We start from the raw sequence: 15617 nt of genomic DNA, 5'->3' as shown, positions 1-15617 counted from the left end.
ACCTCCTCATGACCAAAGTTACGCATCCGCTAAAGCCCAGAATGCGCCGCGCTACGGTGGGCGATCTGCAATCCGCTTTGCTGGCACTGCTGCGTGAAGGCTTGCTGCTGGCCAATGATATCAGCGCGCGCCGAGCGCTGGCCGATATCGTGTCGCGCGAAAAGGATGGCCGCACACCGACCTACGGAAAGGGCACCACTGAAGCCGTTCGCCTGGTTCAGAAAGAGGCCGATCTGTCCCCGACCGGCAGTGTCGATAAAAGAACGGCAGCTGTGATTAACGATCTGGTCGCTCGACTGGACACGCCGACGGATTTTGGCACCTACCGTGTCAGCGGTCGCGTTATAAGTGCGCAAAGTGCGGCTGTTGATGGCCTTGCTGTTGTTGTTGTCGACAAAGGTGTCGGCGGCGAAGTTGAACTGGGGAAGGCTACAACCGGTAAACGCGGTGCCTTCGAGATTGTGTTTACCGGAGATCAGATCACCAAGCGCGGCAAGGATGCGCCAGACCTTCAGGTGCAGGTGCGTTTGAATGACGATGTGGTTGCCGCTTCGGCGGTGGAATATGACGCCGGACCGGAGTCCGAGCTTTCCGTGGTTCTGCCTGCTGAAAGTGCCGCAAAAATGTCGTCAGAACACGCCACACTGACCAAGGCGCTCTCTGGTCAGTTCAACGGTGCCTTGTCGAAACTTGAAGAAAGCGACACCCGTCAGGACATCACATATCTGGCCAATAAAACAGGTTGGGACGCGCGCGCCGTGGCACTGGCGTCGCTATCCCAGCAGTTGTCTGACAAGACCGCTGGACGGCGTGGTCAACGCATCGACTCTGGCCTGTTCTATGCGCTTTTACGTGCAGGTGTTCCCGCCGATGACACCGCGGTTTTCCGCACGCCCCCTGCTAAAGTGGCGCAAATCTGGAAATCCGCGCTGGATGAAGGATTGATCGACGCCAAACTGGCGGATCAGATAAATGCCTCCCTTGCCCGATTTACCGAAGTCTCCGCGCGCGTGCGGCTGGATACGCCCCCTCCCGGGGCTTTGGCCGGAATGCAGCCTTTGCTTGCACTTTCGCTGACGCGGGATGACGAGCGTGAAACTTTTGCCGCGCTCCATGCGGCGCATGGTGATGATCTCGATACATTCTGGACCGAGGTAGAGGGTAAGTTGGGTCAGGACAAAGCCGCCCGTTTGCAGACCGATGGCAAGCTTGCCTATCTGACGCTCAACAACTCCAAGCTGGTCGAACGCTTGCACCGTGACACCGATGGCGATGCGGACGGTACGTTGGGAGGCCTAGTGAAGGCGGGTTTTCATAAAGCCGACGCCTGGGCCGCGATCATGGATGATACCGACCCCGTGCCAGAGGCAGTTCAGGGCCGGGATGCCGCCGAAAGACGCGCCAACTATGCAGAATTCATGGCCGCTCAGGTGCGGCTGTCTTTCCCGACTGCGGTTGTTGCGGAAATGGTCCGGGCGCAGGAGACGCCATTGGTCGATACCGGGTTGTCGAACAACGTTCATGAATTCCTCGCAAAACATGCCGATACCTTCCAGATAGGTCAGCAGCCCGTTGCGCGCTTTATTGCAAAAAATGCGCTGGACGAACCGCCAGAAGTGGTGCGCGAAATCTCACGCATTCAGCGGGTCTATCAGATCTCGCCCGACGACAGCAGTATGAATGCCATGCTGGCTGCAGGGTTGGATTCGGCCTATACGGTCGTGGCGCTGCCACAAGATGATTTCCTGCGCGCCCACAAGGCCGTTCTCAACGAGGCCGTCGCGATGCAGATCTACCGCAAGGCTGAACAGGTCCACGGAGCGGTTCTGAATCTGGCCACCGCCTATATGACTCATCGGATGATGCCAGCGATCGGCCCCAGCGTGGGCGCTGCTGACGGATTTTTGAACCCTACCCCGGGCGGGTCGGACAATTTTGGTGATGTGCTCGCATACTCCACATTAGAAGAGCTTTTCGGTTCGATGGATTATTGCGGATGCGAGCATTGCCGGTCAGTCCTCAGCCCCGCAGCCTATCTTGTCGATCTTCTGCTGTTTCTCGATCGCCCCGCGACCGAGATTCCGAACGGCTTCACCAATCCACTTGATGTGTTGCTTGATCGGCGGCCTGATATTCAACACCTGCCTCTGACTTGCGAAAACACTCTGACGCCTGTGCCATACATCGACTTGGTGAGCGAGGTGCTTGAGCATTTCGTTGTCAATGGCATGTCTTTGGGTGGATATCAGGGTCATTCGACCGATGGTCAAACACCGCCTGAAGAGTTGCTGGCCAGTCCACAATTTGTGCGCGATGCCGCCTATGCCACGCTGGCCACCGCCCAATTCCCTGCCCCCCTGCCGTTTGACCGTTCGTTGGAGGCACTGAAGGCCCTGTTCAATCGTTTCGACGCGCCTTTACATCGGGTTATGGCCGACTTGCGTTCGTCAGACGCGCTGGACGATGCACCGTACGGATGGCGCGACATCTGGCTGCAGCGCTTGAACATCTCGCGCGGTCTCAACGCCGTCCTGACCGAAAGCGTGGCGGTTGCCGGGTCAGCGCGACCCGATCTGACAGTGCGTTCGCTTTATGGTTTTGATGCGGGTGCCAGCGCAGCCGAAGTGCGTGATGGTTTGGAAAGCGTGCGCGACCTATGCCGCCGTACCGAGATCACGCCGGTTGATCTCGTGAACATCCTAAAGACTGAGTTCGTGAACCCCGGAGCCGCGCTGATCCCGAAGCTTGAGCATCTTGGCCTGGGCTTCGACGATATCCGGGCCTTCCGGGACGGCGCGATCAACTCCGCAGAACTACAAAGCCGGATGGCGGCAGGGGTCGAGCCTGAACGCTTTGGCGGTGATGTCGAGGCATGGTTGCTTGATGACACTACTTTCGACCGGATCATGGGTCTGATCGTGCTTACAAATCCGCAAGACCCGTCGGATATGTGCGACCTAAGCGCGCTTGAACTGCGTCACCCAGACCCTGATCCGTTGTCCAACCGCCTTGAATGGAATGACTTTATCCGGATTAACCGGTTCATCCGTCTGTGGCGTGTTCTGGAACTTAGCATTGCCGACACGGATGCTATCATCTCGGCGCTTTATCCGACGAACCAGATGCCGGACGGCGCCGACGCGCAGGTAGACCTGGCTCGCATGGACGCCGGCTTTGCCGAGCTCCTGCCACAGTTGGGCATCGCCATGTCGGCCCTTGATGCGCTGGAGCTAAGGCCCGAGGACGCGCTGCGCCCGATCCTGGCCCTCTTTGGACCAATCAGCACCAATGGAACCGCCGCGCTATTCCGTGAAATGTTCCAGCGGCCTGCTCGCGAAAACCCCGCCTTTGCCGAAGATGGTTTTGGCGGCGTGCTTACAGACCCTGCGGCCCTGTTGCTGCCCGAGGTTGAAACATTGCGCGCGGCCTTTTCATTGACGGGTCCGGAATTTAACCGGATCGTTGCTGTTTTGGGGTTCGATGACACGACACCCCTGACCATCGAGACGGTCAGCGCAATCTACCGTCGCGGCTGGTTGGCGCGCGCGCTTGAGCAAAGCGTGCCGGGATTGGAGCGTTTGCTGCAAGCCACCGGTCTTGACCCCTATGGCCCGCAAGACGCCACTGCACCCGCTCTGCTGACGGTTATCGATCTGGTGCATCGCCTGTCCGAGCTAGGCCTGTCGCTGGAAACAGCGCTGGCGCTGCTGTTGAACCATGACCCAAGTGGCCAGACGACACCGCCCGCAGAAAACATCACGACCCTGGCACGCGATCTGCGTGCAGGGTTTGCGGCGATCACCAATGACTTTGTTCTGGTGGACGATCCCGATGGCGGTATTGCCCGGTCCCACATGGCTCTGGTCTATGGGGCCGAAGCGACCGAGCAGTTCTTCGGATATCTGGAGGCCACATCCTCGGCCGAGGTTACCTATGACCATTTTGCCCCTGCGCTAGAGCCGGCGATCCTGGCCGAGGCGCCCGATCAAATCGCTTATGACGATTTCCGCAAGGTACTGGTTTTCAACGGGATCATGTCGACCACGGTCAGAGATGCCCTGCAGGCCGTCGCCGGGACACCTGCTGCCTTCACGCCAGCAATTGACGCTTTGTTCAGCGCCAGCGAGGCACAATCACAGCCATTCTTAACCCGCTTCCCCGAGCTGCTCCCGCTTCACGACGCATACCGCAGCTCAACCACGTCAAAGGCCGAGGCCTATCGTGCCCTGCTTGAAGGAATCCTGCCGCAGCTGATCTCAAGACGGAAACGCCAGGTGGCGCTGCAGCTTCTGGGTACCGCGATCGAAGTTGAGGCTGATCTGGCAGCCGTCCTGTTCGAAAAGACCGAGGTTCTGCATGCGGCGACTGATCCAGCCAGCTCCGCGCTTGAGGATGCCCTGATGCTCGAATCCGGGGGTCTGAGTGCTGAAATCAGCGATGGTCCGGCCCACACTGCACCGCCTGCGCGGGTCGAAACCATATCTGGCGCGATTGATTTTGCCTCCACTGGAACAGTGCTGCCAGACAATCAAACCACACCAGGTTCTTCGATTTCGATCCGGTTACGGGGATATCTGGAAGCGCCTGAAAACGGATTCTTCAACATTGCTGTCGAAGCTGATGCGGGCGCGACCGTGACACTCAGCATCGCAGGCGAACCTGTTCCTCTGACCGAGGCGGGCGGCATATGGTCAAACACCAACGCGATCGAGCTTCGCGCAGGCACTTTGGTCGAAATCGCGCTGGGCGTGGCCAATGTGACCGACCGACTGGCGTTGCGTTGGAGTGCACCGGGCCGAGGAACTGAGGTCATCGGCGCTTCGCATCTCTACCCGGCTGATCCGGTATCGCATCTGGGCGCGGCCTTCCTGCGCACGCGCCGCATTGCCAGGTTGTCCGAAACGCTGAAACTTGACGTCGCTGAGGTCTTGCACCTGACGACACATGGCGATTTGCAGATTGCGGGTGCGGCCTGGCCAAACAGCCTGCCCGTCACCGGCACACCTGATGATCCGACCTCTGCCGCGCTGATGGGGGTGCTAACGGCACACCTGCGCATGGCGCGATTAAAGGCGGCTTATGCCCCTGAAAATGCCCGGCTGGTCTCGATAGCCGAGAATCCAGCATTCGCCATAGCCGACGCCGAGGCTGAGTTGTTCCAAGTCACGCGCTGGGATCCCGTGGATATCGCCGCCCTGTTGGTACATTTCGGACTCACCCCAGCCGATATTGGCGATCTGGCCGTTCTGGAGCGGCTTCATGACATCGCCGAATGGCTGACGGCACTTGGGATTCCGGCGACAGCGCTTATCGCTGCCGCAACACCCGCCCCAACCGGACCCATTGTGCGGAATTTCCGCGCCGCCCTTCGTGCGCGTTACAGCCCGGATGACTGGCTCAAAATCCTGCAACCGATCAATGACCGCCTGCGCAAGCGCCAGCGTGATGCATTGGTGGCGCATATCCTGCACGATCTGCGCGGGCGTCCGGATGCGGCGCATATCAACACGCCCGAAAAGTTGTTCGAATACTTCCTGATGGACGTGCAGATGGAGCCGTGCATGCTCACTTCGCGGGTTCGCCACGCATTGTCCTCGGTACAGATCTTTACCGAGCGCTGCCTGATGAACCTTGAACCCCGTGTGGCTGCATCCAGCCTCAGGTCGAAACACTGGGAATGGATGAAACGCTATCGCGTGTGGGAGGCAAACAGGAAAATCTTCCTGTACCCTGAAAACTGGATGGAGCCGGAATTGCGCGACGACCAGTCACCCTTCTTCCGTGAGGCGATGAGTGAATTGTTGCAGGGTGACATCACCGAGGAACGCGCAGCCACCTCGCTGATCGGGTATCTGCAGAAACTGGAAGAGGTCGCCAAGCTGGAAGTATGCGGCCTCTACCAGATCGAGGGCGATCCGGGTGCAGCAGACGATGTGCTGCACGTCATCGGGCGGACCGCCGGGGCCAAGCGCAGTTATTACCACCGAACCCGTGCCTACGGCTCGTGGAGCGCGTGGGAGAAAATCCCGCTGGATATCGAGGATAATCCGGTCATGCCGCTGGTCTGGAACAATCGTCTGTTCCTGTTCTGGATCAAGATGATGCCGGAAAACACGGCACAAGGAACACCCAACGCGGGATCAGGCCCGCTGGCCGAGGTTGAGGCGTCATCGTTGATGGATGTTGATGAACCCACCTTTGACGTCAAGGTCATGCTGAACTGGACCGAACGGGTGGATGGCGTGTGGCAACCGCCGCGCAGTTCGGATCCTGATGAGCCCCTGTTGCTGCGCGAAAACGTGCCAGCCCGAGAGATGCGCAATTTCCGTAAGGGCATCCGCCTGTCTTCATTCCCATGGACCAACGGGATGCGGATATCGATCTCGTACAAGGATTGGCTGGGCGTTTCGTTCTTTATGTACAACACGTTTAGCACACCCGATACGCGCTCACCCAAGAAGGCGCCGCATTTCTTGCCGAAACGTATTACGTCGACCGGGTCAAACCGCCTTACAGCGATCTATTCCAATGACGGGATCACGCATCGGTTGCTGTCCAATAAGGCGCCCGATCAGGCCACACAGCCGCATCACCCGACCAATGGAGAAGCCTGGGAGTCGCCGTTCTTCTATGCCGACCCGCGACATGTGTTCTACGTGTCCACGAAACAGCGGATCGTTGAAGTTGTGACTTGGCTTGATTTTGGCCGCGTGGCCGAGGTTGACCCGACAATCGATACCATGGTGCTGGCATTCGAGCCGCTTGCCGAGCAGCCCGACCGGATTGAACGGGTGACTGCAATCCCCGGCTTTGGCAGCGCCGACCTGAGCACTCTTCGTGCATTCGTGACCGAAGACGCCTTTGTCCATACAGCGCTGGGCACCGGTGGCACGGTCCGCTTTGGCGACCGCGACATCGGCCCGATGGGCAGCACCGTCCGCATGCGTCGCACTTGATCCGGAAAGGACTTTGATCATGGATACCAGCAAGATCAGCACTTACGGCTATCATCACCTGCTTGATCAGGACATTTTCGGCCCCCAGAAGATCAAGCTTATCAGCTATGAAAAACACTGGGACTACACGTTTGAAAACTTCTTCCACCCCTTTGTATCGGAGTTGATCGAGCGTCTGAACATACAGGGTGTGCCCGGGATGTTGTCCCCGGAGTTTCACAAAAGCTTGCGCAAGTCATTCTTCAATTCCCTCTATTCCCCGCAGGAAACCGACAAGATCGACATCCATTCGTTCCCGAAGGAAATCGACACGCGGATGGGTGGGCCTTATGCCAACTACAATTGGGAACTGATGTTCCATGTGCCGCTGACCATTGCGGTGCACTTGTCCAAGACCCAACGTTTCGCCGAAGCGCAACGCTGGTTCCATCTGATTTTCGATCCGACCGAGAATGACCCCGATGTACCGGTGCCCACACGCTATTGGCGTTTCCTTGCCTTTCGCGAGGGCGAAGCCCAATCCATCGATACGTTGTTGACCCTGCTCAGCAAACCAAACGACGAATGCACCGACGCGGAGCTGGCCGAGAAAGAAGCGATCCTAAATGGGTATGAAGCGGTGCGAAACACCCCATTTCAGCCCTTTGCAGTCGCGCGCACACGGACGATTTCATTCATGATGCACGTGGTGATGAAGTACCTCGACAATCTGATTGCCTGGGGTGACAACCTGTTCCAGCAATTCACGCGCGAAGCCATCATGGAAGCGCTGCAGATCTATGTGCTCGCCTCGAACTTGTTGGGCGACAAGCCGCAGCGGTCACCTGCGGGTGGAACAACCACGCCACGCACCTTTGCGCAGCTTCGGGCGCAAGGGCTTGATCCGATGGGCAATGCATTGGTCGAGCTTGAAGGCGCGTTCCCCTTCAATTTCACAACGCCAACAGGTGCGGGCACCAGCGACAGCGCTGCGCCGTTATTCGGTATGGCCCGCACGTTGTATTTCTGCATCCCGCATAATGAAAAGCTGCTGGGTTATTGGGATACGGTTGCCGACCGGCTGTTCAAAATCCGCAACTGTATGGATATCGAAGGGCAGGTTCGTCCGCTTGCCCTGTTCGACCCGCCGATCGATCCCGGAATGCTGGTCAAGGCGGCGGCGGCTGGGCTGGATATCGGATCTGTTGTTTCGGGTTTGAATCAACCGGTCAGCCCCGTCCGCTCGCGCGTGTTGATCGAGAAGGCGGCGGAATTGGCCGGAGAGGTCCGCAATATCGGGTCGGCCTTGCTGACCGCCTTGGAAAAACGCGACGCCGAGGCACTGGCCCTGTTGCGGCAAGGTCACGAAGTCAGCTTGCAGAAACTGCAGGTCGATCTTCGTTACCTTCAATGGAAAAACACCGAGGCAGCGACGCAAGCGCTGATAGGCAGTCGTGGCGCGGCGCTTGAGCGATTGAACTATTACAAGCGCCTGCTGGGTCAGGAAGCTGATCCAAATGCGCCCGAGACCCTTGAGTTGACCCGTCAGACCCTGACAAAGGCCAATTTCGACGAAGCCTACGAAGCACTTGTTGCGCAATATGACGTGCCGGTTCAGCGGCTGGAGTTTCCCGATCTTGAGCGTCCGGGCGATGGCGATGGCGCGCAGACGTCAGGCCAAACCGGGGACGGAGACCTTCACCTGTCGAAAAAAGAGAATGAAGAACTTAACATCCTGCTGCCAATAGCCCGTGACACAACGCTGGCCAAATCGGTATTCCACTCGATTTCAGCAACCCTTACCCCGATCCCCGACCCGAAACTTGATCTGCACTATTGGGGTCTCGGCGGCACCATCGATTTTAAGGTGGGAACCGTGCTGTCCTCGGTCATGCGGATCGCGGGGGATGTTTCCGGGATGATCGCGGACTGGAACCGTGATCAGGCCGGGATGGCGGCCCGCACTGCCGCCTATGAACGTCGCGCCGATGAATGGATATTGCAGCACAATCTGGCGGCCCATGATGTGATGCAGATCGGGCGTCAGATTCTGACATCGTTGATCGCGGAACAGGCGCAGCATCGCGAATACCTGAACTTGAAGAAGGCAATCCGTCTATCAGAGCAAACCCGCGATTTCTTGCAGGACAAGTACACCAACGAAGAGCTCTATGGCTGGCTGCAAGGCGAGTTGTCAAAGCTGTATTACGAGTACTACCGCTTTGCCTTCGATACCGCGCGACGCGCCGAGCAGACCATGAAAGCCGAACTGATGCGGCCCGAGCTGGATCAGAAAACTCTGGTGCAGTTCAACTATTGGGATGGCGGTCGCAAGGGGCTTCTTTCAGGCGAGGCGCTGCTGCTGGACGTCAAGCGGATGGAGCTTGCGTATCACGAGCACAATCGCAACGAATACGAGCTGACCAAACATGTCAGCCTGCTACAAATCGATCCGCTGGCCCTGGTCAATCTGCGAAGAACAGGTCGGTGTACCTTTAAAATCCCCGAGGCCCAGTTCGATCTGGATGGGCCGGGCCATTACTTCCGCCGGATCAAGAGTGTTGCGCTCAGCCTGCCCTGTGTTTCCGGGCCCTATATAGGAACCCATGCGAAACTTGTGCATCTCAAGAGCAGCATCCGGCAACGACCGGATATCGGGGATGGCTATGTTCGCACGGGCCCCGAAGACGACCGTTTCGCCGATATTCACAGCGCCGAAAGCAATGTGTTCAGTGCGGCGCAAATGGAAACCGGTCAGTTCGAGGGCATGCCTGATGATCGCTATTTACCATTCGAAAATGTGGGCGCAGTCAGCGAGTGGCGGCTAGAGCTGCCGGCGGACCCAACGCAGGGCGATCCGCAGCAGTTCGACTATGACACGATCTCGGACGTCGTCTTGCACCTGCGCTACACTGCGCGGGATGGCGGTGGACCCGTGCGTAATGCGGCGGTTGATCATCTGAAAGCCGATATCGCGGCAGACGGGACTGTGGGCAATGTGCGGCTATTCTCACTGCGGCACGAGTTCCCGACGGAATGGGCGCGCTTCCGCCGCGAAACACCCGCTGCGGGTGGGCGTCACGAGCTGCGGCTGACACTCCGACCCGAGCACTATCCCTATTGGTCGGCTGGTCGCCTCACGACGCTCAAACGGTGCGATCTTTTTGCTGAAAGCAGTCTGGATGCTGCTCCGGCAACAATCACGGTGTCTGATCGTTCTGATACCAGCGACGGAGGTGTGGTTCAGGACACATTGACCCGCCGTCCGGAACTGGGCGATCTGGCGGTTGGTCAGTTGGCGACGGTTCCGTTGCCCGCAGGCCCAACGGGTGAGATCGTGCTGTTTTTCGACACCGCAGAGTTCGAGGATATGCTGATGACTGTAACCTGGGGTGGTTGACGATCCTCAGCCATATAGGAACGTCACGGTTGGCGCGGACCATCCGGGGTGATCATCCAGTTTGACAGGGTCTTGTCCATTTTCCGCATCCGGTGACGCAACATGTCGCGTGTCATGCGCGCCAATGTGGCGGCGTGTTCAGGATGTTCTGCCACGTTCTCCATCTCACCCTGCCCTTCACCGTCAAACAGCATGGGCGGAAGATCAGCCGCAAACTCAACCAATGTAAACCGGTCGTCGCGCAGGATGCTCAGGCAGCTGTCCTCTAACCCCGTTTCCAGATCGCGTTGCCAGCGGGTTGGGTTCAGCGGATCAGCGAAGTCCAGCTCCGAGAATGAATAGCGGCGCCAGTCAGCCGGGGTTGAGGATTCACTCTGAAGGAAGGGCAACAGCGAATGCCCATTCATGGAATCCGGTATTGTCTGCCCGATCCATTCGAGAATCGTCGGAACGATATCAATCGATTCCGTGGGTGCCTCGACCCGTTTACCACGGGCTCCATCGGGCATGCGCACGATCAAGGGTGTATGATAGGCCGCATCATAAACCGACATCTTACCCCAACTGTGCCGATCCCCCAGCATCTCGCCATGATCTGCGGTGACCACCAGCATAGTGTTGTCGTACTGCCCTGTCTCTTTCAAAAACGAAACCACGCGGCCGATATGATGATCTACCTCCGTGGCAAGACCCAGATAGATCGAACGCAGCGTCTGCACTACCTCGTCCGTCGGTTCAAGGTCCGGGAAACCTTCAACAAACCCGGCAACCGTGCTGTTGGCCCGTGCCGGAGCGAAAAACGGATGCAACGCCTCTTCGGCCTCGGCGGTTAGCAGTCGCGATGGCAATGGTAGCGAGGCAGGGTCATACATTCGGTTATATGGTGCCGGGGCTACCAGCGGTGGATGCGGGCGAATGTAGGTCAGATGTGCAAACCATCCCCTGTCATCATCCGCATACGCCGGCATGGTTTCCAGAAACCGATCGGTTAGAAAGGCGGTATCGCTATCCTCGGCTGCGTAGAAGGCCGGGTCATTCAGTGCAGGCTGGCCGCCATTGGGTGCGACCGGTTTGAACACGTCAATATAGTTTTCGAACTCATATCCACGGTTTTTCAGATGAGAACGCCATGGGAATGACATCTCCAAACGCATTTCCAGCATTTCCTGAAAACCGGCCATGTGGAATTCATATGACCTGAGCGCCGGGTCTTTTGCATCAAACACGCGCGGGTCCTGTGATGTGTCGGTATATCCAAACAGCATCGGCAGATACCCTGCCTTGCGCATCTCGCTGGCGATGGTCGGTGCATCGTGGCGCAGGGGCGTGCCGTTTCGTACCGACCGGTGGTTCATCGCGTATTGCCCGGTCAGCAATGAGGCGCGCGATGGCCCGCAGGGGTTGGTAACGGAAAAGTGCCGCGTGAAAGAAACACTGTCCTCCATCAATGCGCGCATGTGAGGCAGGTCAACATGGGCCTCCAATGCCCCAAACAAACAATCCGCCCGCATCTGGTCGGTAATGATAAACAGGACGTTGTGTTTGTCTGTCATATCCCGGTGCTCCTGATCGCTGAACCGAATCTTTGGCCCTGCGCGTGTATTCCTGCCAAAACTACGCGGCGGTATTGCCTGCTTTGCCTCGGAATGGCGATACCCACCGCTCAAAAATCCACAAACGAAACCGCTAATCAACCAAAAACGGAATAATTTGGTTGAATAAGTTGTTTTTTGTGGGTTAATGTTGCTGTGCTGTGTGGGGTTTTGTGACGTTGATGCTTAAAAGATGTTGCGTAATGCAGCATCGCAGAGTGACGATACAACCGGAACACCCATGTGCAATGGCGATCCGTTAGTCATCCAGTTTACCTGTACCATGACGGCGTCTCTGAATACTGCTTAAGGCATTGCAATGAGGGACAAAAACAGATGCTAACCCCACCAAATACCGTTGCAACGCCCGAAGGTACGTCAGATATCGCGATTCACGCCGCCGAAATCGCCAATATCGCCGCGCAGGCTGCGCGCGGGTACTTTCGGGGACGTTTGGGGGTTGAGTTCAAGGCGGACGAAAGCCCGGTCACACAGGCGGACAAGGGTGTCGAGGCCGTTGTGCGACAATATTTGGCTGAGAACTTTCCAGATGACGGTATCTTTGGCGAAGAGCAGGGGTTCGAAGGTCAGGATCGGCAGAATGTCTGGATTGTAGATCCCATTGACGGCACCCGGTCATTCCTGTCGGGGCATCCGTTGTTTGGGTTCCTGTTGGGATATCTCACGAATGGTGTTCCCCGATTGGGGGTCATCGGCATGCCTGCCCTGAACGAATTTCTGATCGGCATGAAAGGTCAAGGGGCCACACTGAATGGCAAGCCTGTCTCGGTCAGCGTTACACGCCAATTGAGCGACGCAGTTTTTTTCGTCAACGAAGGCGACAAGATTTACCGGGATCATCCGGCCCTGTTTGATCGGTTGATGAATTCGGGACAGACCCGACGCTTTGCCTATGACTGCTACCCGCATGCACTGCTTGCGATGGGCCATGTTGATGCGGTCATCGATTATGATCTGCAGCCTTATGACTATCTGCCGGTTTCCGCCGTAGTTGAAGCTGCGGGCGGGATCATGAGCGATTGGGAGGGTAAGCCGCTAGGTCTGAACTCCGACGGCCGAGTCATATCGGCGGCCACGCCGCAACTGCATTCCGAGCTGCTTGATCTGGTGAACGGATAACGGAATGGCGATTGTCAGTTTCCTCATAAGTCTGGCTGGTGCAACGATGCTGCTGCTCTACGCTGTGCGCATGGTGCGCACGGGCATCGAGCGTAGCTATGGTGCATCGTTTCAGCGGGTGATGACGGGGCAGCGCAGCTATGTGCAGGCCTCGATGGTAGGGCTTACAATGGCCGTCGTCTTGCAAAGCTCGGCCGCGGTTGCATTGCTGACCTCCGGATTTGCGGCGGGCGGGATGTTGGCCTTTCCGACCGGGCTCGCGATGGTTCTGGGTGGCGATCTCGGCTCGGCGCTGATCATTCAGGTTCTGTCCTTCAAACTGGATTGGTTGGTGCCGCTACTGCTTGCGGTCGGCGGCTATCTGTTCGTCAAGACAGAGGCCAAGAAACCGCGCCAGTTGGGCCGTATTCTGATGGGTGTCGCATTCATCCTGATCTCACTGCGTTTTCTACGCGAGGCGATGGACCCGATCCGTGACAGCGCCTTTCTACCCGCCATCGCCGAGTATCTTGCGCGTGATTACATCACAGCGTTCCTGGTCGGTGGAGCGCTGGCCTTTGTCATGCATTCTTCGGTCGCTGCGATCTTGATGTGTGTGACCCTGGTGCAAATCGGGGCGATCCCGTTTGCCGCCGGGCTCTCGCTGGTGTTGGGTGCTAATTTCGGGTCCGCCTTCATCCCGGTTTGGCTGACACGCGGCATGGCCCTGTCTGCAAGGCGCATTCCCTTCGCTAATCTGGCGCTGCGGGGCAGTTGGTCAATTGTCTCGCTGTTTGCTGCCAACCTGGCGCTGCGAACCGGAGTATTGGGCGATCTGCAAGGCGGGCAGATGCTGGTGAATGCACATCTGATTTTCAACGCCTCGCTTCTGGTTCTGGCACTGCCGTTCTGCGGCATGCTGTGCGCGCCATTCGAAAAACTGCTGCCCGATCCGAAAAGTCCTGAAAGCAGCGCGCAGCCCGGGCAACCGATCAGCGCACTTGATCTCGACTCCCTCAGCAGACCCAATCAGGCCCTGTCTAACCTCAAACGCGAGCTTCTGCGGATGAGCGATATGGTTGGCTCGATGTTCCGGCCTGCGCTGGAGCTCTATCGCAGTGGTGACAAGGAGCAGATCCGGGCCATTCGGGACATGGATACTGATGTGAACGATTGCCTTTCTGGTATCCGGCAATATGTGGCGGCTATCCCCGCTGATGCGTTCGGCAAGGAAAATGCCAAGATTGCGCGGGACCTAATGGAATATGCCATTCGCCTGGAAACCGCGGGCGACGTGGTGGCCAAACGCCTGACGGCATTGGCGGATGACATGCGCAAAAAGGGGGCCGCGTTCTCGAAAGAAGGTTGGTCAGAGCTGGTCGAAATGCACGAGGGGATTGTGGCCAACCTGAAACTGGCCTCGAACGTGCTGATCTCGGACGATCTGGAAAGCGCGCGTCTGCTGAGCCTGGAAAAAACCGAAATCAAGCGGGCCGAGCGTGACAGTCGCAAACGCCACCTTAAACGCTTGCAACATGGCAGCGCAGAAAGCTTTGAAACCAGTGACATCCACCTCGAAACCCTGCGCGCCTTTCGCGAATTCAACAGCCATATCGCGGCGGTTGCCTATCCGATCTTGTATCGCAATGGGCAGTTGCTTGAAACGCGTCTGATCGAAGAAATGCCGCAGATGGAACAGGATGCGGATACCGAGGTCAAAGGATGACCGGATCGGTCGAAATCCTGAACCAGGCGGGCGTTGGGCGCGTCGTTCTGCTGTGTGAACATGCAAGCAACCGCATTCCGTCAGAGTTTGATGACTTGGGATTGTCCGCATCCGCGCGCGTCAGCCATGCTGCTTGGGATCCGGGCGCAATGGCGCTGACACGGGCGCTGTCGACAGCGCTTGATGCTCCGGTCGTGGCCTCGACCGTCTCGCGATTGGTCTATGATTGCAACCGTCCGCCCGAGGCGGCAAGCGCAATGCCCGAGAAATCAGAACTGATCGAAGTGCCGGGCAATGTGGGCCTCGATCAATCGCAACGCGATGCACGCATCCAGGCAGTGTATGCCCCGTACTGTCAGGCAGTTGCACAGGTTCTGGATGCGCGCGGTCCGGATACAGTCGTTGTGACTATTCACTCCTTCACGCCAGTCTATTTTGGGCAGCCGCGCGCGGTTGAACTTGGACTTCTCCATGACGAGGACAGCCGTCTGGTCGATGCAATGCTGGATCACATGGATCAGATCCCGCATCGCCGCACGGAACGCAATCAGCCCTATGGCCCCGCTGACGGTGTAACGCATTCGCTCCGTCTCCATGCGCTGAGCCGGGGGCTGGCCAATGTGATGATCGAGGTACGCAATGATCTTTTGGGCAATGAAATACAGGTTGCCAACATGTCCCGGGACATACTGGCGCTGCTTGAACCGGCGCTGAACGATATCACGATCAGGGAGGGCGCATCGTGAGCGCGACACTGACATTTGAGCATTTGAAGGCTGAGGTTTCGTCTGGCGAGATTGATACGGTATTGGTTTGTCTGGTTGACATGCAGGGCCGTTTGATGG

At 57.8% G+C, this 15617-nt stretch carries 6 protein-coding genes; 5 read left to right on the top strand and 1 reads right to left on the bottom strand.

The window, feature by feature from the left end:
• The first annotated feature begins 8 nt into the window (after positions 1-8).
• Both ACR0I1_RS18390 and ACR0I1_RS18385 read left to right on the top strand, forming a co-directional pair.
• Positions 9-6956 (top strand): neuraminidase-like domain-containing protein, encoded by a 6948-nt coding sequence (locus tag ACR0I1_RS18390; protein WP_480707494.1) that lies wholly within the window; start codon positions 9-11, stop codon positions 6954-6956.
• A 19-nt stretch (positions 6957-6975) separates the two neighbouring features.
• Entirely contained in the window at positions 6976-10335 is a 3360-nt protein-coding gene (locus tag ACR0I1_RS18385; protein WP_480707493.1) for a Tc toxin subunit A-related protein, read from the top strand.
• Positions 10336-10358: 23 nt separating this feature from the next.
• On the opposite strand, the gene ACR0I1_RS18380 is transcribed toward ACR0I1_RS18385, so the two are convergent.
• Entirely contained in the window at positions 10359-11888 is a 1530-nt protein-coding gene (locus tag ACR0I1_RS18380) for a sulfatase-like hydrolase/transferase (protein WP_480562828.1), read from the bottom strand.
• A gap of 375 nt (positions 11889-12263) precedes the next feature.
• Between ACR0I1_RS18380 and ACR0I1_RS18375 the strand changes: the two genes are divergently transcribed.
• From ACR0I1_RS18375 to ACR0I1_RS18365, 3 genes are read left to right on the top strand one after another with little or no spacing between them, the layout of a single operon-like run.
• Positions 12264-13067 carry an inositol monophosphatase family protein gene (locus ACR0I1_RS18375; RefSeq protein WP_170408817.1) on the top strand — a complete coding sequence of 268 codons (804 nt, stop codon included), beginning with the start codon at positions 12264-12266 and terminating at the stop codon, positions 13065-13067.
• Positions 13068-13071: 4 nt separating this feature from the next.
• Positions 13072-14772 (top strand): Na/Pi cotransporter family protein, encoded by a 1701-nt coding sequence (locus tag ACR0I1_RS18370; RefSeq protein ID WP_170664247.1) that lies wholly within the window; start codon positions 13072-13074, stop codon positions 14770-14772.
• The gene (locus ACR0I1_RS18365; RefSeq protein WP_480707492.1) at positions 14769-15518 is read left to right on the top strand and encodes an N-formylglutamate amidohydrolase; all 750 of its coding nucleotides are present in this window, start codon (positions 14769-14771) and stop codon (positions 15516-15518) included. The genes ACR0I1_RS18370 and ACR0I1_RS18365 overlap by 4 nt, the downstream gene beginning before the upstream one ends.
• The last annotated feature ends 99 nt before the right edge of the window (positions 15519-15617 follow it).

It is taken from the genome of Ruegeria sp. B11, from assembly GCF_056539785.1.
Note: the sequence above shows the minus strand (reverse complement) of the source record. Positions and strands in the feature narration are given on the sequence as shown.